Here is a 24,381-nt window from a genome sequence, read left to right as displayed (position 1 = left end):
CAATTAATAATTTAAACTCTGCCGACTAATAGAATCAGCAAATTAGCGGATGCCTAAGATAGGTATTTTTTACAACATAGATAATGCCAATTTCCTTGCTTCCTTATCTGTTAACACATAATCTTCGTAGGTTGGATTTTTAATAAATCCGGTTTTGTGCATACAGTCTTCTATAATATCGCTCATTCGTAAAAACCCAACTTCATCTCTTAAAAAGGCATTAACAACAATTTCGTTGGCAGCATTTACAATACATGGCAAATTTCCACCTTTTTCCATCGCCTGAAAAGCCAAATTTAAATTTTTAAAATTCTTTGAATCGGCTGCTTCGAAACTCAAATTCGGATAATCTAAAAAATTAAAACGTGGAAAATCTGTTTTTAATCTTTTCGGATAGGTAAGTGCAAACTGAATAGGTAATTTCATATCCGGCAATCCCATTTGTGCTTTCATCGATCCATCTTCAAACTGCACTATAGAGTGCACAATTGATTGCGGATGCACAATTACATCAATTTGAGAAGCTTTTAAATCGAACAGCCATTTGGCTTCAATCGCCTCAAAACCTTTATTCATCATACTGGCAGAGTCAATGGTTATTTTTGCTCCCATGTCCCAGTTAGGATGCTGCAAGGCTTGCTTAGAACTTACGGTTTCTAGAAATTTTTTATCCTTGCCTCGAAACGGTCCTCCGGAAGCGGTCAAATAAATCTTTTCAATTGAATTATCGAACTCGCCGGATAAGCACTGAAAGATTGCTGAGTGTTCCGAATCTACAGGGTAAATATTAACACCATTCTCTAAGGCTAATCTTTGAATAATTTCACCTGCAACCACAAGAGTTTCCTTATTTGCCAAAGCAATATTCTTTTTTGCCTCAATTGCTTTAATAGTGGGAAGAAGTCCTGAATATCCAACCATTGCTGTAACCACAACATCGATTGCCGACATTTGCACGACTTGTGCTATTGCATCAATTCCGGCATAAACCTTTATGGGTTCATTTTTTAAAGCTTCGGAAAGCTCAGTGTATTTTTCTTCGCAGGCAATAACAACAACATCGGGATGGAATTTTTTTGCTTGCTGAATCAACAGCTCAATATTATTATTCGCCGTCAGTACATCCACAATAAATTCATCAGGATTGGCTTCCACCACCTCTAAGGTCTGCGTTCCAATGGAACCCGTAGATCCCAAAATGGCAATATGTTTACTCATCAATAATTAGAGTTTTATTTGTAGTTAGAATTTGATATAATCCTCAGGATTTAATGCTTGTCCATTGTGCCACAACTCGAAATGCAAATGAGGCCCGGATGTAAGTTCTCCCGAATTCCCCAGTAAAGCAATTGCCTCGCCGGCTTTTACGTGCTCACCAGTTTTCTTCAACAGTTCAGAATTATGCTTGTAAACCGACAATAAATTGTTCGAATGCTGAATCTGAATAACGTAGCCAGTATTTAGTGTCCATTCTGAAAACACAACGGTTCCATCCAATACCGATGAGATTCTTTCATTCAGCCCCCCGACAATGTCGGTACCAAAATGCTCAATTTTACTATCGTAATGATTAGAAACCATGCCGTTAATCGGCGCAAAAAAGTAGGTGTTGGACAAGCCTCGGGCTTTTGGAGCGCTTCCAAAAGATAAATTATATTTCTCATCCTCCTCATGCTCTTTCCGAAAAGCTGAATCATTTGAAGAGATACTAAAGCTTAAATCTTTATATTTGGGATCAACAATTGAATCATCAGCATTCTCAACAACATTATCGAAATCATTTCCTGAAATAACATTTCGAATTCCTTGAAAAAAGCGATCTCTTTTATCCAGTTCTGCAATAAGAGAATCTGCTAAAATCGCATTATCCTCAATATTTTTTCGCATTTCACCATCGGGGTAACCGGGAATATATTCACGTAACGGAGTAAATGCAATAAGTAAAGTCACCAACGCGATAAGGATAATTGAAAACAATCCAGTTACCGTAAAAACATTTAAACGTGATAATCGAATCGATAATACCTCATCAAAAGTACCTTCATTGGAAATAGTTAACCTGTATTTGTTTTTTAATTTCTCAAGTAAAGGCTTTTTCTCTTTTAAACGACTCATAATGAAAGGATCTAAAATATTTACGCAAAGGTAAGAGAATTAGCGTAAAATGTTTACTTCTGAGAAGGTAAAAATTACCACTAAAAAAGGGCTTTGGATTTCTCCAAAGCCCTTTTGCTAGTAGCGGGAGCCAGACTCGAACTGACGACCTTTGGGTTATGAGCCCAACGAGCTACCACTGCTCCATCCCGCAATATATTTTCGAAAGATACTATCTTTTATTTCTTGTTTAGGCCTGCTTAATCCTAATCCTTAGTAGCGGGAGCCAGACTCGAACTGACGACCTTTGGGTTATGAGCCCAACGAGCTACCACTGCTCCATCCCGCAATATATTTTAAGAAATATCTTTCGTTTTGCGGTTGCAAAGATAGGAGGCTTTTGTTCGAAAACAAAATTATACTGATAAAATTTAAACAAATCCTTAGTGATACGGCACTAAACACAGACATAAGCACTGTTTACCATACAGATACGACTCCAAAAAAAATATCCTACACAGCTTGCAATACGACATCTTTAACATCTAAAAATGCTTCTTCCAAAATTGTCATTTTCGAGAACATGAATTCGAAATAGCTTTTCCATTCATCCTTGTTATAAATTGATGCTCCTCCCAAATGGTAATAAATCATACCTACATCTTTAAATCCCTCAATAAAATAGTCTTTTTCCCATTTTAAATCCGCTCCGCAAGTACCCATTATTACAGGCTTATACTTTTCGAACTGTTCATAAACAGAATGTCTTTTCGAATCCAACTTACTGTCAATCTGAATAATAACAAATGCTCCATTCTCATTCAGATCAAACTTTAACTGCACTTCCTTAATCTGAGTTCCGCGCAAAACCCATGAGGTCATCTTTCTTCCCTTTTCTTTTGAATATCTTTTAAATCCATCCCAAAATTGAATTTTAACTTCTTTAGATTCTTCTTTAGTATACATTATTTTGCTTTTTTTTACAAAAATAAGGATATCTTACAAGATACAATGGTTTACAGGAATATGAATTCGCATTTAATTAAAATGGAAATTAATCTTATCTTTAAACACTCTAAATAATGCAATCAGATAATTAATGCAGATAAAACAGGTCTACATATATTTACTCCTCATATTATTGCTTGGCTCCTTTCAGTCTCGCGCATCTTTTGACCAGGACACAATTTGCAAAGACTCCTTGATTGTTGCCAGCTATGTTGAAGGCCCTCACGTTAGATACATTTCTTCAACAAGAGTTGAGGCTTTTTACATAGTGCACGACAGCATAAAAAACAAAACCAGAAAAATAAGCAAAACTTTCCGGTTTAAGAATGACACCGTGACCTTCCTCGGATTTGCAGGAAATGATACTCTGACTTATATTATTCCTCATAAAATCAAGCCAGAATCTGGGGAAAATCCTTCAAATAATAAGATAGTCGTTCTGGGGGATATCCATGGGGAATTTGAATCATTATTAGCTATTCTTCGTTACAACAAAATTATTGATGAAAAAAACAAATGGAATTTTGGGGATGGACAAATAGTTTTTACCGGCGATGTATTTGACAGAGGGGATAAAGTGACAGAATGCTTATGGTTCATTTTTCAATTGGAAATTCAAGCGAAAAAACAAGGTGGAATGGTTCATTACCTTCTGGGAAACCATGAAATGATGGCTTTACTTTTTGATGATAGATATGTTGTTGATAAATATCAGCATGCGGCTCATTATATTCACTTTCATTACTCACATTTTTTCGACAAACATTCGGTTTTGGGTAAATGGCTGCGATCTAAAAATACTATTGTCCGCATAGGAGAACAATTATTTGTACATGGTGGTATTTCTCCTGATTTTTTAGAGAAAAGAATGAGTATTGATGAAGTAAATACTGGTATGAGATACCACTTAAATAATTATACCGAGCTAAAAGACACGACACTAGTTGATTTATTTTTATATTCAAATAGTCCGTTATGGTATCGCGGCTATTTATCAAGAACACCAAAATATGACCGTATATCTTTACAGGAGGTACTAAAGACACTTGATTTTTATCATGCTAACGTTATTATTTTTGGACACACTCCTGTCGCTAAAGTATATGCATTTTATTCGTTTAAACTCATTGGAATGGATGTGCCCATAGGCGATCCCAACTATATTGATCAGGGCTTACTTATAGAGAATCAGAAATATTATCGGATATTTGCACATAAGGAAAAAGAACGGTTACAATAAAACGAAAACAGCATGGAATTTATTACTGATATAATAACGAACCCAAATATTCCAACATCATTTATGGACTCGAATAATATACTTGAATTATTATTCCGGTTCATACTTAATTTAGCAGTAACGGTTTTTGTAATCAATTACGTTTATTTCAGAGCTACAGGAAAAAGATCCTACGTTTTTACCTACATCATGATTAGTACAACCGTATTCTTTCTTTGTTTTTTACTTGGAAGTATTGAATTACAACTTGGTTTTGCTCTTGGATTATTTGCAATCTTTGGAATTATCCGCTACCGTACCGATACCATACCAATCCGGGAAATGACCTACCTTTTTCTTGTCATTACCATATCAGTTATTAATGCATTAACCAGAGGGGAAGTAAGTTTTGGCGAAATTGCTTTTACCAACGCAGCTTTTATGGCAACCACCTGGGTGATGGAAAGGGTTTGGATGAAGCGTCATCTTGCGAGAAGAACCATAGTATACGATCGACTTGATTTAATTCATCCCAGCAAGCATCAGGAATTAATTGATGACATCGAAACCCGGACAGGAATGGTAGTCGCAAAATTTAGTATCGGACAAATAGATTTGGCAAAAGGATATACAAAGCTAATTGTATTCTACAAAGAGTCTGTAACTCCTAATATATTAACCGATGCAGAAATAAGCGACAGGAGTACCTGACTAATAAAGCACCTTTGTTATGATAAAACTAATTCGCCACCAGACTTTTCTCATACTCTTCCTATTCTCACTGGGATGCACGAGACTATTTGCAATTGGTCAGGAAAAAATAGATTCTGTTTATCATGCTCCGGATTTATTTGAATCCGATACGCTTATTGAATTATCAATAACTACTGATCTAAAGTCATTGGTTAAAGATGTAGGTGATAATAACAAATATCACAAGGGAAGACTCTCCTACCTACTTGGTGATTCAATAGTTTCCATGATTGTAGAACTTAAAACCAGAGGTAATTTCAGGAAAGACCGCAGTATTTGTGCATTTCCCCCGTTAACTGTAAAATTCAATAAAGCAGAATCAAACTATTCACTCTTTCACGATAACAATAAGCTAAAACTGGTTTCTCATTGTCAAAATCGAAACGATAGGTATGAACAAATGCTTATCCATGAATACCTGATCTACAAAGCATATAATATTTTCACACCTGAAAGTTTTAGGGTTCGTTTGGTAAAAATATCTTACAAGGACAGTAAAGGAGAGATGAAACCTCTAGAAAAATTTGCATTCTTTATAGAAGACTTTAAAAAAATGGCTGCAAGGAATGGCAAGATAGCACGTTACGACAAAAAAGTTCATCAGGATCGTACCAACATCAGTAAGGTAACCAAACTTGCCATCTTTCAATACATGGTTGGGAATACAGATTGGGGAGTTCCAACCCTTCATAACATCAAACTTATTTCGAAGACACCAACTTCTCGCTTAATAACAGTACCCTATGATTTTGACTGGGCCAGTTTGGTAGATGCTCCATATGCCACCCCTAATGCAAAATTAGATATTCAGTCTATTCACGAACGGCTTTACAGAGGTTATCAACGAACCGCTGAAGAACTGGAAGGTATTTTCAGGGAATTTAGAATGAAAAAAGAATTTTTATACAAGCTGTACACAAATTGTCCTTATCTGGATGATAAAGAAAAAGAACGTGCCTTGAATTATTTCGATGAATTCTATGAAATAATAGACAATCCTAGAAGTGTAAAGTCCGAATTTATTGACGGCGCCCGAATTATTAAATACAAAAATTAATTTAACAGATGCAATTTGATTCCATAGAAAATTCGATCTATTTTTACAGACAAATATTGCATCTATGAATGAATTAGCCTCCTATTTACACAAAAATATGATTGAAGCAGGTTGCGACGAAGCAGGACGAGGTTGTCTTGCCGGCCCCGTATTCGCATCGGCAGTAATCTTACCTAAAAATTTCTCGAACAAAATATTAAACGATTCAAAAAAACTCTCTGAAAAAAACAGATATTTGCTTCGAGAAGTAATTCAGAAAGAAGCAATTGCATGGGCAGTTGGAATTGTCAGCCACACCGAAATCGATCAGATTAATATTCTGAATGCTTCTTTTTTAGCCATGCACAGAGCTGTTGAGCAACTCAAAATTACACCTGAACATCTGCTTATTGATGGAAACCGATTCACTCCTTATCCGAATATCAATCACACCTGTATCGTAAAGGGAGATGGGAAATACTTATCGATTGCTGCTGCTTCTGTTTTGGCAAAAACCTATCGCGACGATTACATGTTATCCGAGCATGAGAAATTTCCTTGTTACGATTGGAAAAATAACAAAGGTTATCCGACCAAAAAACATCGCTTAGCCATTCAGGAACACGGAATCAATCCCATTCACCGAAAAACCTTTTCTCTCCTGCCAAATCAATTAGAGTTGAAATTTTGAGGAAAAACAGCTCATTAACAAGCAATTATCAATTCTATTTAACGAGAAAAACACAGGGTTCATCTAATTTTCAGCATCCAATAAAAACACAACACACTGGTTAGCAGTTGATTATTTTTCCCTGCGCTTTTTAGCTCTTTTCCAAGAAAAATGTAATCCTATATTAATATTAACTTTGCTATTCGACTAAATACTTATAACAACTGATAACCATTCTGGTTTACCAAAAACCGGTTTGGTTATATTAAAAATTTAAAGTAAATCAAATGAGAAAATTTGCATCATTAATTTTGGGATTAAGCTTACTACTTAGCTTTTCCAATGCAAAAGCAGATGAAGGCATGTGGCTTTTATCTTTATTAAATAAGAACGTTGCCGAAATGAAGGCAAAAGGTTTAAAATTATCTGCCGATGATATTTACAGCATCAATAAAAGTTGTTTAAAAGATGCGATTGTAGGTTTAGGATTTGAAGGAAGACCATTCCGTCATTTCTGTACTGGTGAAATTATTTCTGATCAAGGTTTATTTCTTACAAATCATCACTGTGGATTCAGTGCTCTTCAATCACACTCTACAACAGAGCATGATTATCTTTCAGATGGATTTTGGGCTTACGATAAAAATGAAGAGCTCACCAATCCAGGTGTTACAGCCTCTATATTAGTTCGCATGGAAGATGTATCGAAAGAAGTTCTTTCGGCAGTGAATGACGAAATGACTGAGGAAGAGCGCTACAAAGCAATTGAAAAAGTTGCCGTAGAATTGGAGAAAAAAGCTGAAGAAGGAACAGATTACAAAGCGAATGTTAAAAGCATGTTTGAAGGAAACCAATATTTCCTTTTCGTATATGTAATTTATAAAGATGTTCGTTTAGTTGGAGCTCCTCCACAATCAATGGGTAAATTTGGCGGTGATACAGACAACTGGATGTGGCCGCGTCACACTGCAGATTTCTCTATGTTCAGAATCTATACAGGACCTGATGGAAAACCTGCTGATTACTCGGATAATAACATTCCATTAAAACCAAATCATCACCTTCCTGTTTCTGCCAAAGGCGTAGAAGAACAGGATTTTGCAATGATTATGGGATTCCCTGGAACTACCGACCGCTATCTTACTTCTTTTGGTTTGGAAGAAACAATGAAAATCACCAACCAAAACCGTTACGATATCCGTACTTTAAAATTGGATATTATGAAGGAAGATATGCTTAAAGATGCAAAAGTTCGTATTCAATATGCGGCCAAACATGCTCAGAGTGCCAACTATTGGAAATATTCAAACGAGCAAAACAAAGCCCTTACAAAGTTGAATACAATGGGGCACAAAAAAGAAATTGAAAAGGAATATCTTGAATGGGCAAATAAAAAATCAAAAAGAGAAGCTAAATATGGAAAAGCTCTTGAAATGATTGCTCAGGTTTATGCAGAACGTAAAGAAGTAATGAATGCCAGTTCGTACTTAAGAGAAGCTTTGCTAAGTGGTGCGGAAATGCCTGTTTTTGCGATTCAACTAGGAGGTCTAAAATCGTTACTTGAGGCTGAAACTCCAGATACAACGGCAATTGAAAAGGCAATTACTGGTTACCGTCAAGCCGCTGAAGGTTTCTATAAAGATTACAATGCTCCAACCGATGAAAAACTAATGGCCGGCATGTACAAAATGTACGCAGAGAATATTCCGGCAGATCAACAGCCGGAGATATTCAAAACTTTTAGCGAAGAATACAACAACGACTTTAACAAATTAGCTTCTGACGTTTATTCAAACTCCATTTTTGCTACATCTGAAAGTTTCAATAAATTTCTAGATGACCCAAAACTGGAAACTCTTGAAAATGATATTGCTTTCAAAATAGGTAACTCAATCATTGCTAAATACAAAGAGATTAGAACTGAATTATCAAAAGGATCTGATCAACTGCAAAAAGGGAAACGCCTGTTTGTTGATGGTTTAATGCAAATCAATAAAAAGAAAAATCTGGCTCCGGATGCAAATTCATCTATCCGTTTAACTTACGGAAATGTTGGTGGATACACTCCAAAAGATGGTGTTTACTATAAACATTTCACAACTCTTAAAGGGGTAATGGAAAAAGAAGATCCTACAAATGATGAGTTTGTTGTTCCTGCTAAACTAAAAGAGCTGTACAATAAAAAAGACTTTGGTCAGTATGCCGATAAAAACGGCAACTTACCTGTTTGTTTCTTAACCAACAGTGACATTACCGGAGGTAACTCAGGGTCTCCTGTAATTAACGGAAACGGTGAGTTAATCGGTACTGCCTTTGATGGTAACTCTGAAGCCATGTCAGGTGATATCGATTTTGAAGAAAATCTGCAAAGATGTATCAATCTTGACATTCGTTACACACTTTTCATTATTGATAAGTTTGCCGGTGCTCAAAATCTGATTGACGAAATGACTATTGTGAAATAAATAGTACTGAGATTTTAGATGTGAGTAATTAGATTGACTTACATGATAATTTTAAAATCATATCAAAATAGATTAACAAGGATGTTCGAATTTTCGGACATCCTTTTTTTAAGGATTTTAAAGGATACAAAGGAGAAATTAAAATATCCAAATTTAATAGTCTGTTCTTGCCTGCTTATCGCAATAAATTGCGAACACTACCGCAAAAATTTGCGGTAAGCAATGCAAAAAGTTGCAGTAAGCAGAGCGAAAATAGTAAGTAAGCATACACCAATTGGTGTGTACCAGTATCTGAAATCTCTTTTCCTTATCCAAAATCATCTTACACCATTTACAAAATAATTTGAGTTGCTTACAACTTGAAAAAATCAGGAACAAATTCGACAGCCAATTTTCTTATACATCCTTTCTGCATCTCATTTTTTCTTACTTTTGATTTGAAAACCGCAAACCAATAATATGTCGACTAAAATAACCATGTATACTGATGGAGCTGCAAGTGGAAACCCCGGACCGGGTGGATATGGTGTAGTTTTAATTTCGGGAAAGCATCGAAAAGATTTAAATCAGGGATTTAAGCTTACTACAAACAACAGAATGGAACTGATGGCTGTTATTGTTGGACTGGAGGCATTAAAAACACCCGGTTGTGATGTTACTATTTACTCCGACTCGAAATACGTGGTTGATTCTGTAGAGAAAAAGTGGGTTTTTGGATGGGTGCAAAAGCGCTTTAAAGGGAAAAAAAATGCAGATTTATGGATGAGATTCCTGGAAGTTTACAAAAAACACAATGTGAAATTTGTTTGGATCAAAGGTCACGCTAACATTCCGGGCAACGAACGTGCCGATCAGTTAGCGGTTATGGCTTCCCAAGCGCCAAATCTTCCCGATGATGTTGGTTATAATCCTGAATAATTCAGCTTTATTCACCTTCCTTCACGCCAAAGAAATCTTCCAGATTCTTTTTCGTTTCTCCGCTGGAGATTAAAATCAAGTAATCACCCGTTGCAACCATTGTTCCCTTTGGCGGATTCTTCATTAACCTGCCCTCCTTCACCATCCCAATCAAAATTGCGTTGTAATCCAGCTTCAGTTTCATGAAAGCAGCCATATATTCCTCACCGGAAAAATCGCATTCTTCTGTAATTATATACTGCTGAATGTCCGAATCTTCATCAGCAACACTTGTAGAAATTAAATCTTCGGTATAGGTGGCTACATAAGGTTCGAACAAGTAAGATGCAACCAATTTTGAAGCAACTTCACTCTGTGCAATTACATGAACAATACCAGCATTCACAAAAGTTTCCCTCAAACTAGGGTTTAAACAAGTAACAACAATATTTGCCTCAGGGTATCTTTTCTTTAAGTTGATCACAAAAACCAAGGTTTCCGAATCGTCATCGAAATTCACAAATATTCGTTTTGAACGCTCAACATTCACTTTACTTAAAGCTTCAACATTGGAGTAATCAGCAAAAAGACTAAATGTATTTTTAGAAGGATATAAATCAGCAATTAAATCCAGATCAGCTTTATTATTGGTTACAAAAGCTACCTTTTGTCCTGCCTGAATAATTTGGCTCGCTACTTTTTGTCCAAATTCATTCCAGCCAATAATAATGTAATGATTATCAAAATCACTTCCCCAGAAACCACTTTTTTTCTTTTCCATATACTGATTAAATCTAACAGTTACTTCACCAATAACAAATCCCAATATTCCCAAACTTCCAATAATCACAAGTAAACCAATAATTTTACCCGCAAATGTTACCGGATAAAAATCACCGTATCCTACTGTTGTAAGAGTTACAATGGCGTACCAAAAAGCATCTCCAACTGTCTTGATATTTGAATCAGGCGATTGCCCCTCAAAATATTTAATTCCCAGTATGGCAATTACGTATATTAAAAATGCAATAAAAATACTTAGCCTTTTCTTCATGTGATTCTACTTATTCAGGTACACAAATCTCTACACCATCACCGTTCCATTTAATGTCAAGCTTACCGGCATTTACCAAACTTCGGAAATCTTCTGATTTTTTCTGGTTGCAGCTGCTCAGCTCAACATACGACCATCCTTTATCTGGAAAAGTATGAATGGCTAAGTGTGATTCAGCAAGCAACCAAAAAGCAGTATATCCCTGAACCGGAAAATGATGATCGGTAAAATTCAAAATCACAAAGCCAACCTGCTCCAAATAATCTTGGAACTGAGCTTGCAAAACCTTGGGTTCACATTCGGAAACCCAAAATCGAAGATTGTGAATTTTTGCTGCTAATATTTTTGTTTTCGTCTTCATTCGACACTAATTTTAGACGCTGATTTTTATGATTGTATAAGATAAAAGCTGATTATTTCTACCTCTGTTTTATCAGTACATTTTCTCTGTTGAGGATTCTGTTTCAATAATAATTCAAATCTGATTTATTATTAATAAAGATCCCAATTGCCTTTTAAATAATACTTATACAGCACAGGTTCATGAATTCTATTGATATAAACACTGTCTTTTTCCCAAGGATAAATATCCTTACCAAAAGATGTAATCAAGGTCATAGCTTCCTTATTGATCCAACGTGTTGGTATATGAAACTCGATATTTTGCAATTGCTTTTTCACATTGGTATCAGCAGGCTGTTTTACCCCTAAACTCCACCCCCATTCGCCTAAAGTTATCACCTGATTGTGCATTGGAACTGTTTGGAAACCTGCACTTTTCATTGTCTCTAAAATACACGAAAATGCCTGCGTTGCAAAATAAGGACTGCCTGCCTGAGTTACAATAACACCTCCGGGACGTAAATGACGATAACAAAGTTTATAAAATTCATGCGAATACAAACGTCCCAGTTCTACACCTCTCGGGTCTGGTAAATCAATAATTATTACATCATAATAATCATCATTCGACAGCAAATACTTGTAACCATCATCATTCAATACCTCAACCTTTGCATTATTCAGCGAGTTTTGGTTCAATTTGGTCAAGATGGGATTCGTCTTTCCCAATTTGGTCATGGCTGGATCCAAATCAACTAAGGTGATTTTCTCAACCTTGGGATATTTTAAAATCTCCCGAACAGCACAACCATCACCACCACCTAATACCAGCACGTTAACCGGATTTGGATGCAAACTCATTGCAGGATGAACCAAAGGCTCATGATACATCAATTCATCACGCGTACATAACTGTTCGTTACCATTTAGGTACAGCCAGTAATCATTCTTCCATTTCGTAATTACAATACGCTGATATTTAGTTTGCTCCGCAAAGATTACCTTGTCGGAATATTTTTGCTGCTCGCCATATTTAATGATAGGATCGGTAACAAAAACCCCGGTTGTCAGCGAAATCATGACAAATGTGCCTAAGACAATCAAGGCTTGCCTTTCTGAGGATTTCAAAAGATCCCAAAGAAAAATCAACACCACAATCGAGACAGAGAAATTTACAAACCCAAGAATAAAAGGAGTATAAATCAATCCAAATACGGGTAATCCGATAAAGGCAAAAAATATCCCTCCAAGCAGACTTCCATAGTAATCGTTCTCTAAAATATTCGAAATATTGAACCTTAATTTCTCGTAATCATCGTTAATGCGGATCACCAAAGGAATTTCCATTCCAATCAACAATCCAATACAAATTGCCAGACTGTAAATAAGAATTCCTATCGATTGAGTATATGCAGAAGCCGTATAAACCAGTAAAGCAGCAAACGAAACGATGAACGATAACACAAATTCTAAGATCAGAAAACGTTTCAATAAACGGGTCTCAAAATTCTTAGTAATTCGACTACCCAAACCCATTGAGAATAACATGAGTGAGATAATCATCACCCAATGAAAAACAGAATTACCTAAGAAATACTGTGCCAAAGTGGACAAAATATACTCTGCCACTACACCTGAAAATCCTGTAGCAAAAATTGCCGCTTTTAATAATGTTGATTTATTCTTGAACACTTTCAGAGAATTATGAATTACGAATTAAAGATCATGAATTGGAATGCACAAACCGACATTATCCAACTCATGATCTTTAATTCATAATTCAACATTTATAATTCATAATTTTATAAGCACCATGTGATTAAAACCGATCCACCGATATAAGCAAATGCTTCAATTAAAGCAGCTCCAACATTGGGTTTTTCCTGATTAATAATTTCATCGGTTAACCGTTCACCCGGCAGTAATATCTTATCTGTTATTAAACGCATAACCGGCAATAGAATAATTCCCACAACAAGCTCAAAACCAGCTTCGGTAAAACTTGGCAACCAACCTTCAAAATCTCCGGTTAACCCAAAACGAATCAAATTTCCTATCGCAATTATAGCTCCGGCGAAACCAATTCCAACAGCAACATTGTCTTTTTCGATGTGTTCATGCAAATTGTATGGAGTAATCCAATTATAAATACGTGTAGTTACAATTAAAGCAATTTGACCAAATGCCCAAAAAACAACGGCTGTAAGAATCCCAAACAAAAGTCCTTCGCTCTCGCCCGAAACGGCTCCAAAAATAATTAAACCTGATGCTACCGAAACTGCTCCTTCTACAACACCGGTTCCGGCATTCTGATCCTCAATAATCTCCTTACGAACTGAAAATTTTCGAAGTATTAAATAATCAGATAAAAATATAGAAATGTTCAAAAGTACGATGGCCAATAAACCGTAAACGGCAATATCAATCACATCATTTACCAAACCATTTGATGGTCCCACGATTGCACTTCCTATTGAAAACAATAAGCCGATATAGTATCCTACATGAGAAATGGCAAAGGCAAAGTTATCTTTCTTCACCAACTCCTCTTTCACTTTAAAAGAAGGGTGAAGCAATTGATAAATAAATTTTCCAATCAGGAAAATGACAAATGCTGCCATGATATAAACCACAGCATCATAAACGATAAACGAAATTTCTGATAATGATATCATAAGTATTTGTTTTAGTACATTAGTAATTAGTAGTTAGTAAATAGAAATATCGCATTTTGCCTAAAGACTATGGACTAATACTCGTTACGTCAAAAATTATTTTCCAAATCCACCGCTGCGGGAGCGTGTTGAACTTGTGCGGTATCTTGATGAACTTCTTGTTGTTTTGCGTGAAGATCTTGCACTGCTTGAACTTGAAGAACGACTTACTCTACTTCGAACCTTATCCTTAAATGTGGAAGGCTTGCTTCCCCACTTACTGCTGCTTCCCGAACCGGAAGAGGTATAAGATTTCGTTCCATAAACAGGACTGCTTCCGCGAGGGCCGTAATATCCTCTTGAACTTCCATAATATCCACCGCTTCGATAATCATTCCAGTACGAACGTCGGTACGATCCCATATTGAACATGTGCGACATGAAAGCATATTGTCCGTAGAACGCCCAGAAAGAAGATCCTCCCCGATTTTCCCATCGTCCGTATTTCTCATTTCCAACATAGTGATTGTATCCTGCAGGTACAGCCTGCTTGGTCACAACCCCATCCTTTTTAGAAACAATTTCCATTCCCATATTATTCAAATTCTGAGAAAAGAACGGCTCGCTCACTTTTTTCCAAGTGGTTTTTTGTTCTACTACCGTGTCCGGACGCTGAATAATCACCTGATATTGATGACGGTAATTGTCAGAACCTTCACTAGCGTCCATATCGAATAGAATTATCGAGAAGTTCTGTTCATTATTCAACTCCTTAATCAAATTATCAACGGGAGATTTTTGCCATGTTTCTGCAACTGAAGAAGAGGAGGAAGATCCTGATCGTCCACAAGTCTTTGCTATAAAAAACACTACAATAATCCCAATGATTACTTTAGTTACTGTGTTCATAAATTGTAGTTTATAATTACGAGTTAAGAGTTATCAATGAAAGTCAGATGCTTTTCACTAATAACTCTTACTAACTTATTTAGGTAAAATATTAGATATTTCGAACTCCTTAATTGCCTTACCGGCCGAAGCTTCGAATTCTTTTTCATCCCATTGCTCAATGGTAACAATATATTCTCCGGATTCATCAACAAAATCCCATGAAATAAATTCCACCCAATCCTCTCCACGGGCTTTATCATTAAAATAACCCGGTGATTCCTGTTCAAAGAAATACTTTTTATCCTTATAAAACAAAGTCATTGGAGGCTTTTGCTTAGACAGCAAATCAGCAAGTACATTCTCGCCTAATTCACGAACCTTAACCTTATCGCAAACGGAAAGACTTATTTCATCGTCCTCCTCAACCGAAAGAAAAAGTGTTTTACTACCATTGTTAATCTTGTATTCTTTAGAGAAATAATTATCCCCCCAATCGTACTCATAACCCGCCTGCACTTCCCAACTATCCAGATCGTATTCAAAAACAAAACCAACATCCAGGTCGGTAACCCGGATATTGGTGCTGTCATACTTCGGCTGTTTCCGTTTAAAAAAATCGGTAAATCCCATTTTTAATTTCGTTCAAATTTGTAAAAACAGCTATTCTTTATTCTTCATTTTCGCTTTCAACTCTTCCAACGCATTGGATGCTTTCACATTGCTTTCGTTTAAAGTTGCATCAATTTCATCATCCAAACTACGATTTTCAAAAGCAATATCGCCATATGCTTCGGCCATTGCCTCTTGCTGCGCCACTTTATCTTTCATTTTCTCCAACATCCCAACAGTTCCCGAACTATCAATTCCGGAAAGTTGTTTGTTAATTTTTTGAGTAGCCTGACTTACACGGGCACGAGCTTTTAAAGTCTTCAACTCATTCTCATAACGAGTAATTGTCGATTTCAACTTCTTTACATTCGTGTCTAATTGGCTAATATTGGCATCAAACTTAATCACTTCTTCCTGCGATCTTGTTGCGGTAGAAACAGCATCTTCTTTTTTTGCCAAGGCTTCGGTTGCCAAACGTTCAGCCTCCGACATCTCAAGCTCGCCTCTTTCTGCCTTTTGCAATAATAATATTGCTTTTTGCTCGTAGTTTTTAGCTACTGATTTTTGCTCATTTAATTCTCTTTTGCTGCGAATTGCCATTGCCTTAACCTCTGCTAAAGCCTGTAAACTCTTATCCAAATCATTTTTCAGATCTCTGATTCCCTGCTCGGTCATCTTAATTGGATCTTCTAACTTATCTATAGCGGCATGAGCTTCTGCTTTGCCCACGTTGAATAATCTACTAAAAACTCCCATTTGTATATTGATTTATTAGGTTACAATTTTGAATATGAAATAATCTCTTCCGAATACTCACTTAATAACATTTCCAATGAGTTAAGTGTTGCTTCTAATTCATTCTGATCTAAATTCTCTAACTGAAGAGTATCTCTAAAAAGAACTTTTTTTCCTGATCCGTCGAGAACAAACGCACCATGAATAATTTCTCTGTTCTTTTTCAGTAAAGCTTTATAAATTTCAGGATTATCATCTGTCAGCTCAAACAATACACCTTCAACAATCAAAATCGGGTCTTCACAATCAACAATCAGATTTGCAATTCCACCTTCCGGATTTTCAACCACAAACAGCTCTTCTGTCTTATCTTCTTTAATAATATTGAATTCTAAATTCAACAGGTAATCTTTTACCTTGTTATAATATGTGCTCATTTTTCTGTGCTTTTAAATTTCTGATTAAAATTAAAACAAATAATTAACCTAATAAAATATTTACCATCATTGGCCACATTTCGATAAACATCCTTTACATTATGGATTTTTTGCTTTGAATTTGAAATTACTAAATATGAGAGTCTCTTCCCTCATTTTATAGGGAGAATCTTCATTTTATTCGATAAATGGAAGTTTTTACATGTTTTTCTGTTCTCAACTAAGTTCAGTTAATTTTTAACCATTCCAGGTACTTCAAAAATTCAGAAAATAAAAAGATTCAAAACTCTTTTAAATTTACAGTAAATGTACTTTTTATTTCATGCAGATATTTATATATTTAGGTTCGTCAAAAAATTAATCATTTATAATTAATAGCTACCGACTTGCTTACTTGTTCAAAATCAATTAAAACAATAAACACAGATCAATAGCAGGTCTTTTCCAAGCCTAACAAAAAATTAGTAATAATGAAGATTCACGAATATCAAGCAAAGGAAATTTTACGGTCGTTTGGTGTACCTGTTCCCGAAAGCAAGATTGCTTTTTCGGTTCAGGAAGCTGAAAAAGCAGCTGCCGAAATTGGTCTGCCCGTAGTTGTAAAAGCCCAAATCCACGCAGGTGGAAGAGGAAAAGGCGGAGGTGTTAAATTTGCACCCACAGCTCAGGATGTAACTCGTTACGCAAACGATATTTTAGGAATGACTCTAATAACGCACCAAACTGGTCCGGAAGGAAATTTGGTGAAGAAAGTTTTAATAGAAGCCGCTTCGAATATTGATCGTGAGTTGTATGCCGGAATTGTAATGGATCGTGCAACCTCAAAAGTTACCTTTATGGTATCAACCGAAGGGGGAATGGAAATCGAAAAAGTTGCAGAAGAAACTCCTGAGAAAATTGTAAAAGTTGCCGTTGATACCGCTGTTGGTTTACAAGCATTTCAAGCCAGACAAATGGCATTTGCTCTAAATTTGACCGGAGATGCCTTTAAAAACGGGGTTAAGTTCCTGATGGCTCTTTACAAAGCATATATAGGAACTGATGCTTCCATTTTTGAAATCAACCCATTGGTTGTAACCAAAGAAGGTGATGTTATTGCCTTGGATGCAAAAGCTAATTTCGATGATAATGCATTGTATCGTCATAAAGACATTACTGCTCTTCGCGATTTAGATGAAGAGGAGCCTTTAGAAATAGAAGCAGGCAGATCAGGCTTAAATTACATTAAACTGGATGGAAATATTGGTTGTATGGTAAACGGCGCCGGACTGGCAATGGGAACCATGGATATTATTAAACTAACTGGTGGTGAACCGGCTAACTTTCTTGATGTTGGAGGAGCTGCTTCTGCAGAAACAGTTGAAAAAGGCTTTAAAATTATCCTTTCAGATGGCAGCGTTAAAGCTGTTCTGATTAATATTTTTGGTGGTATTGTTCGTTGCGACCGGGTTGCCAAAGGAGTTATCGAAGCCATAAAGAATATTGATACTAAAGTGCCGATTGTGGTTCGCTTACAAGGAACCAATGCTGAAGAAGGTAAAAAGCTTTTGGAAGAATCAGGAATGAATATTATTGCAGCAACAGAATTGCGGGATGCTGCCGAAAAAGTAGTAGCCACCCTTAAAACAATTGAAGCATAATGAGTGTATTAGTTGATAAAAATACTAAACTGGTGGTTCAGGGAATCACTGGTTCTGAAGGGGCTTTCCATACCCAACAAATGATAGAATATGGAACAAATGTAGTTGCCGGTGTTACTCCTGGAAAAGGCGGTCAGCTGTTCATGGATAAAATTCCGATTCACAACACCATGAGAGGTGCTGTAGTAAAAACCGGTGCAAATGCATCTGTAATATTTGTTCCGCCACCATTTGCTGCAGATGCTATTATGGAAGCTGCAGAAGCAGGTGTTGCTTTGGTTGTTTGTATCACTGAGGGCATTCCTACTTTGGACATGTTAAAGGTTCATGAGTATCTTAAAAAATACCCAAAAACAACATTGATTGGCCCCAACTGTCCGGGAGTTATCACACCGGGCGAAGCTAAAATCGGAATTATGCCGGGATTTATTCACAAACCAGGTACAATTGGTATTATTTCCCGTTCAGGAACGTTAACCTACGAAGCTGTTCATCAGTTGTGCGAAGCCGGATTAGGTCAATCAACAGCTATTGGTATTGGCGGCGATCCAATTATAGGAACCAAGCACCTTGATGCAGTAAAGCTTTTAAATGAAGATCCTAAAACCGAAGCCATTGTTTTAATTGGCGAAATTGGCGGATCGGATGAAGAAGATGCTGCGGCTTACATCGCAAAACATGTGGACAAGCCGGTTGTTGCATTTATCGCAGGTCAAACTGCGCCTCCAGGCAAACGAATGGGCCATGCCGGCGCTATTATTGCCGGTGGTAAAGGAACTGCCGAAGAAAAAATGAAAGCCCTGGCTGCCGCCGGAATTCATGTTGTGAAATCTCCTGCGGATATTGGTAAGAAAATGAAAGAAGTTTTAGGTAAATAAGAACTTCACAAATATAAAAAGAGCTTGATTCAAATGTGAATCAAGCTCTTTTTTTATATCATCTATTTTATTACAACTCAAATAAATTTAAATATTCCCACAAATAGAAAACTCTGTTTCTGCGGGCACCGGCATACTCTTTAAGAATGTTATGTGTTTCAAACTCTTTTACCAGTAAGTTCGCCGATTGAAAACTCAATTGCAATTTTTCCTTCACATCACTAACAGACATAAATGGGCTCGAATAAAACTCTGAAAGCAATTGTTTGGCAGATTGCTTTCTTTTTTTACTCATTTTTTCTTCAATGACTGACTCATAATACTTAGTAAGACCTTCTACATTTCCCAAAAGATTCTTACTATGCAAAGCTGTTTCCTTTACCCCGGTAAGTACAAATTTAATCCATTGTTCAATATCATTTTTTGAACGTATTAGATTCAGACGGTGATAATATTCCAAACGATTCTTTTCAAAAAAAACGGATAGACAGAAGATTGGACGAGCCACAAATTTTAAACTTATAGTCTCAAACAAAATTAAAATACGGGCAGTTCTTCCATTTCCATCCAAAAAAGGCAGAATATTTTCAAATTGATACAAAGAAATAGCCATTTTAATGAGCTGTGGTAATTCCAAATCGTCATTTCTCCAGAATTTTTTACCATCATTAATTAATATTTTCAATTCATGTTTATTGGGTGGCGAATAATTCGACTCCTCTTCAAAAGAATTCTCATGAGCATGAAAAAACGATCTTAACTTTCCACCAAATTCTTCCTTGGCAGGAAGATCGGAACACAGGATTTTATGCGCCTCTTTCACCAAACGAACTGACAATGGAAACTTTTGCAGTTCATTTACACCCCAGTGAATCGCTTTAATATGATTCACTATTTCTTTTTGTGCATACTGACTTTTAAACGATTGAGAAACATCAGGAACGAAAACTTGATACAGGTCACTTTTATTTCCCTCAATTAAATTCGATGCAATAACTTCCTGAGCTATAAATAAAGGAATATGATTATCGATTCCGGGGAAAAATTTAGAATAGGCATTTAACTCCCCCAATTCAAGCATGGCAGACTCTAAAAGTATATTTATTTGTTTGTCGTTCCATTCAAATGAACGGTTAATTAAAGAGGGCGTAACACTTTTGTAGCCTTCCTTAAAACTTTGATAAACGAAATCTCCTCCGGTTTTTTTATTCAGCTTAACGCTCATATAATTGAATAAGGAATTATTATTCAGGTTAAAAGTATTAATAATTTAATAAAAACTAATACAAGAAGCAAAACCATGCATCTTACTTATAAATTTAGATACATCTATACATGCCATTTTTAAAGGGATACACAAGGTTTATTCTCTTGTTGTTTTGATCTTTTACTTGCAATACCTATAATTTGGATTATATTTCCCACGAATTAATTAATCATCTACTTATGATAAGAAAAATATGTTTAGCCATTGCGATAATTGTTATGGCTGTTAATGTAAAGGCTGAGGGTTACGCCGTTAACGTTCAAGGGAATAAACAAACTGGTATGGGGCATGTTGGTACTGCATTAAATTTTGATGCAAGTAGTATGCAATGGAATCCAGGAGCTTTAGCTACACTAGATCAAAAATATAGTTTCTCCGTAGGAGGGTTTGCAACCATAATTAAAACTGAGTTCACAGGAGCTTTAGGGAAAGAAAAAACAGATAACCCAACAGGAACACCATTCTATTTGTATGGATCGATGAAAGTAAATGAAAAGCTTGCAATTGGTTTGGGTGTTTATACTCCTTTTGGAAATAAGGTAGATTGGGGTAAAACATGGTCTGGAAAATATTTAATTCAAGACATTGAATTGAAAGCTATTTATATTCAGCCTACCGTATCCTATCAACTTGCCGATTGGATTAGTGTTGGAGCCGGACTAAATATTGTTTATGGTGAATTTAGTTTAAATAGAGCTTTACCTACAGGTGGAGCAGCTGATAATGCAAATCTGTCAGGTAATACTATAAAGTATGGTTATAACTTAGGTGTCTTCCTTCAACCAACAGAAAAATTAAATATTGGTCTTTCGTATCGCTCACAAGTTGATATTGAGCTAGATGAGACAGAAGGTGACGCTGATTTTACTGTTGCAAATCCTGCTGTAGCACCTGCCTTCCCAGATAGGGGGTTTGCTGCTACACTACCTTTACCTGCAAGTTATAATATTGGACTTGCCTACCAAATTGACAAAAAATGGTTGATTTCTGCCGATGCAAATTTTGTTCAATGGAATGAATATAAAGCATTAACATTTGATTTTGAAAAACTTGATGCATATCCTGCTACTGGTATAGATCCATATAAACAATCAAATAGCAAAAGAGAATGGAGCAATTCCGTTACCTACCGTATTGGAGCACAGTATTCTGCCAATGAAAAATTAGACATTCGTGCAGGTTTCTACTATGATGAAACTCCAACGAACAAAAAGTTTTACACTCCTGAAACTCCTGGTGCCAATAAAATTGGTGTCTCAGCTGGTTTCTCTTATCTGCTGACAGATAAATTAAGCCTTGATGTTTCTTTACTTTACATTAATGGTGAAAAGACAACCGCATTTGACACTAATAACAATTTAAATCCAGATACAAATGGAGCACCCGTATATTTTGGTGGTGAATATAAAAATTCTGGTTTCTTACCAGGAATTGGAATCACCTACAACTTGTAATTACATACATATCCCATTATAATTGAAAAGCTTGATCGAAAGATCAGGCTTTTTTTTCTTCTCTACAACTTAAAGTAATCATTTAATAGTCTACTCCTTACTCTCTATACATTCGACTTTGATTAAGATTAATAAATCTTTAGTACAAATTATCGAAACAATTTCTTTATTTTGTACAAGAATGAAATCAATCAAAACTACTGATTCCCGTCACTACAAATTCATAATTATGAAGCTATTGAATACGACTCTGATTTTTATATTGATTTGTTGCTATTCTTCTGCATTCGCCAACATATTTAGTACAAATAATAAGCAAGAAGAAAATCCTGTTACGCAACAAATCACTCTTTTTTTAGACTCGTCTGTTTATTTTCGCAACAGCTCCATAAACAAGAGTATTACTATTTGCCAAAAGGCTATTGAAATAGCTGAAGAAACTCAAAATCCAAACTTCCTTTCAAAAGCTTATAAAACACAGGGAATCAATTATTACATTTCTGGAACCACCGATTCAGCTTTCCTTTACTACCAGAAAGCTATTCCTCAATTCGAGGCTTTAAATTCAAAATCGGATGTTGGAAAAGTACTGGGAAATATTGGCCTTCTATATAAAAGACAAGCCAAGTATGACATGGCTCTGGAGTATTATCTGCAAAACCTAAAAATCTATAAAGAAATTGATTACCGCGAAGGTCTAGGAAGTATTTTCAATAATCTTGGTAATCTTTATTATTTACAGGAGAATTTAGCAACAGCCGAAAACTATTATCTATTAGCCCTTTCTAACTTTAAGAATTTTAAAAACACCGTAGAAATTGCGAATGCTTACTGCAACCTTGGCGCAATAGCTGAACAAAATAAGAACTTCACAAAAAGCTTAGACTTTTATAACAAATCACTTCACGAAAATTCTAAAATTGGGAATGTTCTATTCGAATCCAAATTACTTTTCAATATTGGCTATTTGTATCACTCTCAAAATATGCCTGATTCTGCCACTGCTTATGTGAAAAGAGCTGAAAAGATAAGAATTCAGATTGGTGATAAGGATGGTTTAATTAGTGCAAAATTAGAGCTGGCTAAAATCGAAATGAGCCAAAACAACGCCAATTTATCAGAAAAATACCTTCTGGAAGCTGACCAATTAGCAATTGAAAATAACATGCTTAAATGGCGATCTGAAATTCTAAGTTCCTTAACTGATGTATATCGTGAAAAACAAGATTTCAAAAAGGCATTTATCCACCAAAGTCAGTGGATTCAAGTAGATGATTCAATAAATAAAATCGAAACGTCTAATCGATTTGCAGAACTTTCAATAAAATATGAGACAGAGAAAAGTCAACAGGAACTGGAACTATTACAACAAAAAAGTCAAATTCAAAACCTTGAATTAGGCAAGAAAAATGCATGGATCATTATTCTAATGATCGTGATGATATTGGGTGCTGTTGCCATTGTGGTCTCCCTGCGAATTAACCGACTACGGGCAGATCATAAAATTATGGATTTGCGCCAAAAAGTTCTGTTAACTCAAATGAATCCTCATTTTTTATTCAATTCATTAACGGCAATTCAGAGTTTTATACTCGATAAAAAGAATGTAGAGGCCAATAATTACCTTTCCCGATTAGCAAGTTTGGTAAGAGGGATACTGGAAAATTCGAGAGAAGAATTTGTATCACTCAGAACAGAACTCGAAACTTTAAAAGATTATATTGGTTTGCAAAAACTACGGTTTGAAAATGAAATAAGCTATGAATTTGAAATTGATAAAAATATTGATCAGGATCAGGTACTTGTTCCACCAATGCTGGCTCAGCCATTTGTAGAAAATGCCTTAATTCATGGTATGTTGAGAACCAATCCTAACGCTCAGATACAAGTGAAGATATCACTAAACAAGAATTTGGATTTGCTTCGGTTTCAAATTAAAGACAATGGAATTGGTATTGATGAAGCCAAAAAGAACAGACAAGATCAAAATCATAAATCTATCGCTACGTCAATAGCTCTTGACCGGGTTAAGATTTACAATTTTAAATCATCTAAAAAAATGTATTTCGAAATAATAGATCTTAACCATCTTGATCAAAATTCTCACGGTACTCAAGTCTGTTACACAATTCCCTTACTCCTCTATTGCAACAGATCCTAATTCATAAAATTTATTTTTATCTGCAATTTTAACTCTCATTGTCTCATATTTTTTTTGACACTTGCCATGTTTAATAATATAGAAATAACACTATAATTATTGTTCTTTTTGGTGTGT

22 protein-coding genes and 2 tRNA genes are annotated in these 24,381 nt (G+C 35.7%); 10 read left to right on the top strand and 14 right to left on the bottom strand.

Translation table 11 applies throughout. The annotated features are described in order from the left end of the window. Positions 1-69 precede the first annotated feature (69 nt). The 5 genes from ACY0M5_RS04255 to ACY0M5_RS04235 all read right to left on the bottom strand — a co-directional run bounded on the left by ACY0M5_RS04255 (position 70) and on the right by ACY0M5_RS04235 (position 3,060). A complete protein-coding gene (locus ACY0M5_RS04255) occupies positions 70-1,218 on the bottom strand; it encodes a 1-deoxy-D-xylulose-5-phosphate reductoisomerase (RefSeq protein WP_461630913.1) in 1,149 nt (382 codons plus the stop codon). 24 nt (positions 1,219-1,242) lie between these two features. Next, positions 1,243-2,115, bottom strand: a complete 873-nt coding sequence (locus ACY0M5_RS04250) for a M23 family metallopeptidase (protein WP_156195381.1) — start codon at positions 2,113-2,115, stop codon at positions 1,243-1,245. Positions 2,116-2,236: 121 nt separating this feature from the next. After that, positions 2,237-2,308, bottom strand: a tRNA-Met gene (locus ACY0M5_RS04245). A 63-nt stretch (positions 2,309-2,371) separates the two neighbouring features. Continuing rightward, positions 2,372-2,443 (bottom strand) — tRNA-Met (locus tag ACY0M5_RS04240). Between the two features lie 164 nt (positions 2,444-2,607). Further along, positions 2,608-3,060: a DUF4268 domain-containing protein gene (locus ACY0M5_RS04235; RefSeq protein WP_461630912.1), complete on the bottom strand. Its 453-nt coding sequence runs from the start codon at positions 3,058-3,060 to the stop codon at positions 2,608-2,610. A gap of 133 nt (positions 3,061-3,193) precedes the next feature. Between ACY0M5_RS04235 and ACY0M5_RS04230 the strand changes: the two genes are divergently transcribed. The 6 genes from ACY0M5_RS04230 to rnhA all read left to right on the top strand — a co-directional run bounded on the left by ACY0M5_RS04230 (position 3,194) and on the right by rnhA (position 10,163). Beyond that, positions 3,194-4,342 (top strand): metallophosphoesterase, encoded by a 1,149-nt coding sequence (locus tag ACY0M5_RS04230; RefSeq protein WP_461630911.1) that lies wholly within the window; start codon positions 3,194-3,196, stop codon positions 4,340-4,342. Positions 4,343-4,354: 12 nt separating this feature from the next. After that, positions 4,355-5,032: a DUF4956 domain-containing protein gene (locus ACY0M5_RS04225; protein WP_124994394.1), complete on the top strand. Its 678-nt coding sequence runs from the start codon at positions 4,355-4,357 to the stop codon at positions 5,030-5,032. A 19-nt stretch (positions 5,033-5,051) separates the two neighbouring features. Next, entirely contained in the window at positions 5,052-6,131 is a 1,080-nt protein-coding gene (locus tag ACY0M5_RS04220) for a hypothetical protein (RefSeq protein WP_461630910.1), read from the top strand. A gap of 64 nt (positions 6,132-6,195) precedes the next feature. Next, positions 6,196-6,801, top strand: a complete 606-nt coding sequence (locus ACY0M5_RS04215) for a ribonuclease HII (RefSeq protein WP_461630909.1) — start codon at positions 6,196-6,198, stop codon at positions 6,799-6,801. A 266-nt stretch (positions 6,802-7,067) separates the two neighbouring features. Further along, entirely contained in the window at positions 7,068-9,245 is a 2,178-nt protein-coding gene (locus ACY0M5_RS04210; RefSeq protein ID WP_461630908.1) for a S46 family peptidase, read from the top strand. A gap of 459 nt (positions 9,246-9,704) precedes the next feature. After that, positions 9,705-10,163, top strand: a complete 459-nt coding sequence (rnhA, locus tag ACY0M5_RS04205; RefSeq protein ID WP_124994397.1) for a ribonuclease HI — start codon at positions 9,705-9,707, stop codon at positions 10,161-10,163. A gap of 7 nt (positions 10,164-10,170) precedes the next feature. Here rnhA and ACY0M5_RS04200 read toward each other — a convergent pair whose 3' ends face one another. From ACY0M5_RS04200 to ACY0M5_RS04165, 8 genes are all read right to left on the bottom strand, one after another. After that, positions 10,171-11,196, bottom strand: coding sequence for a potassium channel family protein (locus ACY0M5_RS04200; protein WP_461630907.1), 1,026 nt, complete (start codon positions 11,194-11,196; stop codon positions 10,171-10,173). Positions 11,197-11,206: 10 nt separating this feature from the next. Next, on the bottom strand, positions 11,207-11,557 hold the full coding sequence (locus tag ACY0M5_RS04195; RefSeq protein ID WP_156195376.1) for an S-adenosylmethionine decarboxylase family protein: 351 nt from the start codon (positions 11,555-11,557) through the stop codon (positions 11,207-11,209). A gap of 131 nt (positions 11,558-11,688) precedes the next feature. Further along, positions 11,689-13,230 carry a polyamine aminopropyltransferase gene (locus ACY0M5_RS04190; protein ID WP_461630906.1) on the bottom strand — a complete coding sequence of 514 codons (1,542 nt, stop codon included), beginning with the start codon at positions 13,228-13,230 and terminating at the stop codon, positions 11,689-11,691. 110 nt (positions 13,231-13,340) lie between these two features. Then, the gene (locus tag ACY0M5_RS04185) at positions 13,341-14,213 is read right to left on the bottom strand and encodes a DUF350 domain-containing protein (RefSeq protein WP_461630905.1); all 873 of its coding nucleotides are present in this window, start codon (positions 14,211-14,213) and stop codon (positions 13,341-13,343) included. A 96-nt stretch (positions 14,214-14,309) separates the two neighbouring features. Continuing rightward, positions 14,310-15,101, bottom strand: a complete 792-nt coding sequence (locus tag ACY0M5_RS04180; RefSeq protein WP_124994401.1) for a hypothetical protein — start codon at positions 15,099-15,101, stop codon at positions 14,310-14,312. Between the two features lie 75 nt (positions 15,102-15,176). Then, positions 15,177-15,713 (bottom strand): DUF4178 domain-containing protein, encoded by a 537-nt coding sequence (locus tag ACY0M5_RS04175; RefSeq protein WP_461630904.1) that lies wholly within the window; start codon positions 15,711-15,713, stop codon positions 15,177-15,179. Between the two features lie 30 nt (positions 15,714-15,743). Continuing rightward, a complete protein-coding gene (locus ACY0M5_RS04170; RefSeq protein WP_461630903.1) occupies positions 15,744-16,448 on the bottom strand; it encodes a PspA/IM30 family protein in 705 nt (234 codons plus the stop codon). Positions 16,449-16,468: 20 nt separating this feature from the next. Beyond that, positions 16,469-16,864, bottom strand: coding sequence for a YbjN domain-containing protein (locus ACY0M5_RS04165; protein ID WP_124994404.1), 396 nt, complete (start codon positions 16,862-16,864; stop codon positions 16,469-16,471). 470 nt (positions 16,865-17,334) lie between these two features. Here ACY0M5_RS04165 and sucC point away from each other — a divergent pair, with 470 nt between their 5' ends. Together sucC and sucD are read left to right on the top strand one after the other, a co-directional pair. Continuing rightward, positions 17,335-18,504, top strand: a complete 1,170-nt coding sequence (gene sucC, locus ACY0M5_RS04160) for an ADP-forming succinate--CoA ligase subunit beta (RefSeq protein ID WP_461630902.1) — start codon at positions 17,335-17,337, stop codon at positions 18,502-18,504. Next, complete coding sequence (gene sucD / locus ACY0M5_RS04155; RefSeq protein ID WP_461630901.1) at positions 18,504-19,382, top strand: succinate--CoA ligase subunit alpha; 879 nt, start codon at positions 18,504-18,506, stop codon at positions 19,380-19,382. The genes sucC and sucD overlap by 1 nt, the downstream gene beginning before the upstream one ends. A 70-nt stretch (positions 19,383-19,452) precedes the next feature. Here sucD and ACY0M5_RS04150 read toward each other — a convergent pair whose 3' ends face one another. Further along, positions 19,453-20,607 (bottom strand): Fic family protein, encoded by a 1,155-nt coding sequence (locus ACY0M5_RS04150; protein WP_461630900.1) that lies wholly within the window; start codon positions 20,605-20,607, stop codon positions 19,453-19,455. Between the two features lie 182 nt (positions 20,608-20,789). On the opposite strand from ACY0M5_RS04150, the gene ACY0M5_RS04145 reads away from it, so the two are divergent. Both ACY0M5_RS04145 and ACY0M5_RS04140 read left to right on the top strand, forming a co-directional pair. Beyond that, positions 20,790-22,103 carry an OmpP1/FadL family transporter gene (locus tag ACY0M5_RS04145; protein WP_461630899.1) on the top strand — a complete coding sequence of 438 codons (1,314 nt, stop codon included), beginning with the start codon at positions 20,790-20,792 and terminating at the stop codon, positions 22,101-22,103. A gap of 181 nt (positions 22,104-22,284) precedes the next feature. Further along, positions 22,285-24,264, top strand: coding sequence for a tetratricopeptide repeat-containing sensor histidine kinase (locus ACY0M5_RS04140; RefSeq protein ID WP_461630898.1), 1,980 nt, complete (start codon positions 22,285-22,287; stop codon positions 24,262-24,264). Positions 24,265-24,381: the final 117 nt, after the last annotated feature.

Source organism: Labilibaculum euxinicum (assembly GCF_963678175.1).
In the GTDB taxonomy this organism is placed as follows: Bacteria; Bacteroidota; Bacteroidia; order Bacteroidales; family Marinifilaceae; genus Labilibaculum; species Labilibaculum euxinus.
This window is presented reverse-complemented; position numbering and strand designations above follow the sequence as displayed.

Bases quoted from the DNA above. Each gene is read 5' to 3' on its own strand.
- ACY0M5_RS04215 (WP_461630909.1), top strand. From the start codon at position 6,196: ATGAATGAATTAGCCTCCTATTTACACAAAAATATGATTGAAGCAGGT.
- ACY0M5_RS04255 (WP_461630913.1), bottom strand. From the start codon at position 1,218: ATGAGTAAACATATTGCCATTTTGGGATCTACGGGTTCCATTGGAACG.
- ACY0M5_RS04225 (WP_124994394.1), top strand. From the start codon at position 4,355: ATGGAATTTATTACTGATATAATAACGAACCCAAATATTCCAACATCA.
- ACY0M5_RS04175 (WP_461630904.1), bottom strand. From the start codon at position 15,713: ATGGGATTTACCGATTTTTTTAAACGGAAACAGCCGAAGTATGACAGC.
- ACY0M5_RS04195 (WP_156195376.1), bottom strand. From the start codon at position 11,557: ATGAAGACGAAAACAAAAATATTAGCAGCAAAAATTCACAATCTTCGA.
- ACY0M5_RS04220 (WP_461630910.1), top strand. From the start codon at position 5,052: ATGATAAAACTAATTCGCCACCAGACTTTTCTCATACTCTTCCTATTC.
- ACY0M5_RS04250 (WP_156195381.1), bottom strand. From the start codon at position 2,115: ATGAGTCGTTTAAAAGAGAAAAAGCCTTTACTTGAGAAATTAAAAAAC.
- sucC (WP_461630902.1), top strand. From the start codon at position 17,335: ATGAAGATTCACGAATATCAAGCAAAGGAAATTTTACGGTCGTTTGGT.
- ACY0M5_RS04235 (WP_461630912.1), bottom strand. From the start codon at position 3,060: ATGTATACTAAAGAAGAATCTAAAGAAGTTAAAATTCAATTTTGGGAT.
- ACY0M5_RS04210 (WP_461630908.1), top strand. From the start codon at position 7,068: ATGAGAAAATTTGCATCATTAATTTTGGGATTAAGCTTACTACTTAGC.
- sucD (WP_461630901.1), top strand. From the start codon at position 18,504: ATGAGTGTATTAGTTGATAAAAATACTAAACTGGTGGTTCAGGGAATC.
- ACY0M5_RS04165 (WP_124994404.1), bottom strand. From the start codon at position 16,864: ATGAGCACATATTATAACAAGGTAAAAGATTACCTGTTGAATTTAGAA.
- ACY0M5_RS04230 (WP_461630911.1), top strand. From the start codon at position 3,194: ATGCAGATAAAACAGGTCTACATATATTTACTCCTCATATTATTGCTT.
- ACY0M5_RS04170 (WP_461630903.1), bottom strand. From the start codon at position 16,448: ATGGGAGTTTTTAGTAGATTATTCAACGTGGGCAAAGCAGAAGCTCAT.
- ACY0M5_RS04200 (WP_461630907.1), bottom strand. From the start codon at position 11,196: ATGAAGAAAAGGCTAAGTATTTTTATTGCATTTTTAATATACGTAATT.
- ACY0M5_RS04180 (WP_124994401.1), bottom strand. From the start codon at position 15,101: ATGAACACAGTAACTAAAGTAATCATTGGGATTATTGTAGTGTTTTTT.
- ACY0M5_RS04140 (WP_461630898.1), top strand. From the start codon at position 22,285: ATGAAATCAATCAAAACTACTGATTCCCGTCACTACAAATTCATAATT.
- ACY0M5_RS04150 (WP_461630900.1), bottom strand. From the start codon at position 20,607: ATGAGCGTTAAGCTGAATAAAAAAACCGGAGGAGATTTCGTTTATCAA.
- ACY0M5_RS04185 (WP_461630905.1), bottom strand. From the start codon at position 14,213: ATGATATCATTATCAGAAATTTCGTTTATCGTTTATGATGCTGTGGTT.
- rnhA (WP_124994397.1), top strand. From the start codon at position 9,705: ATGTCGACTAAAATAACCATGTATACTGATGGAGCTGCAAGTGGAAAC.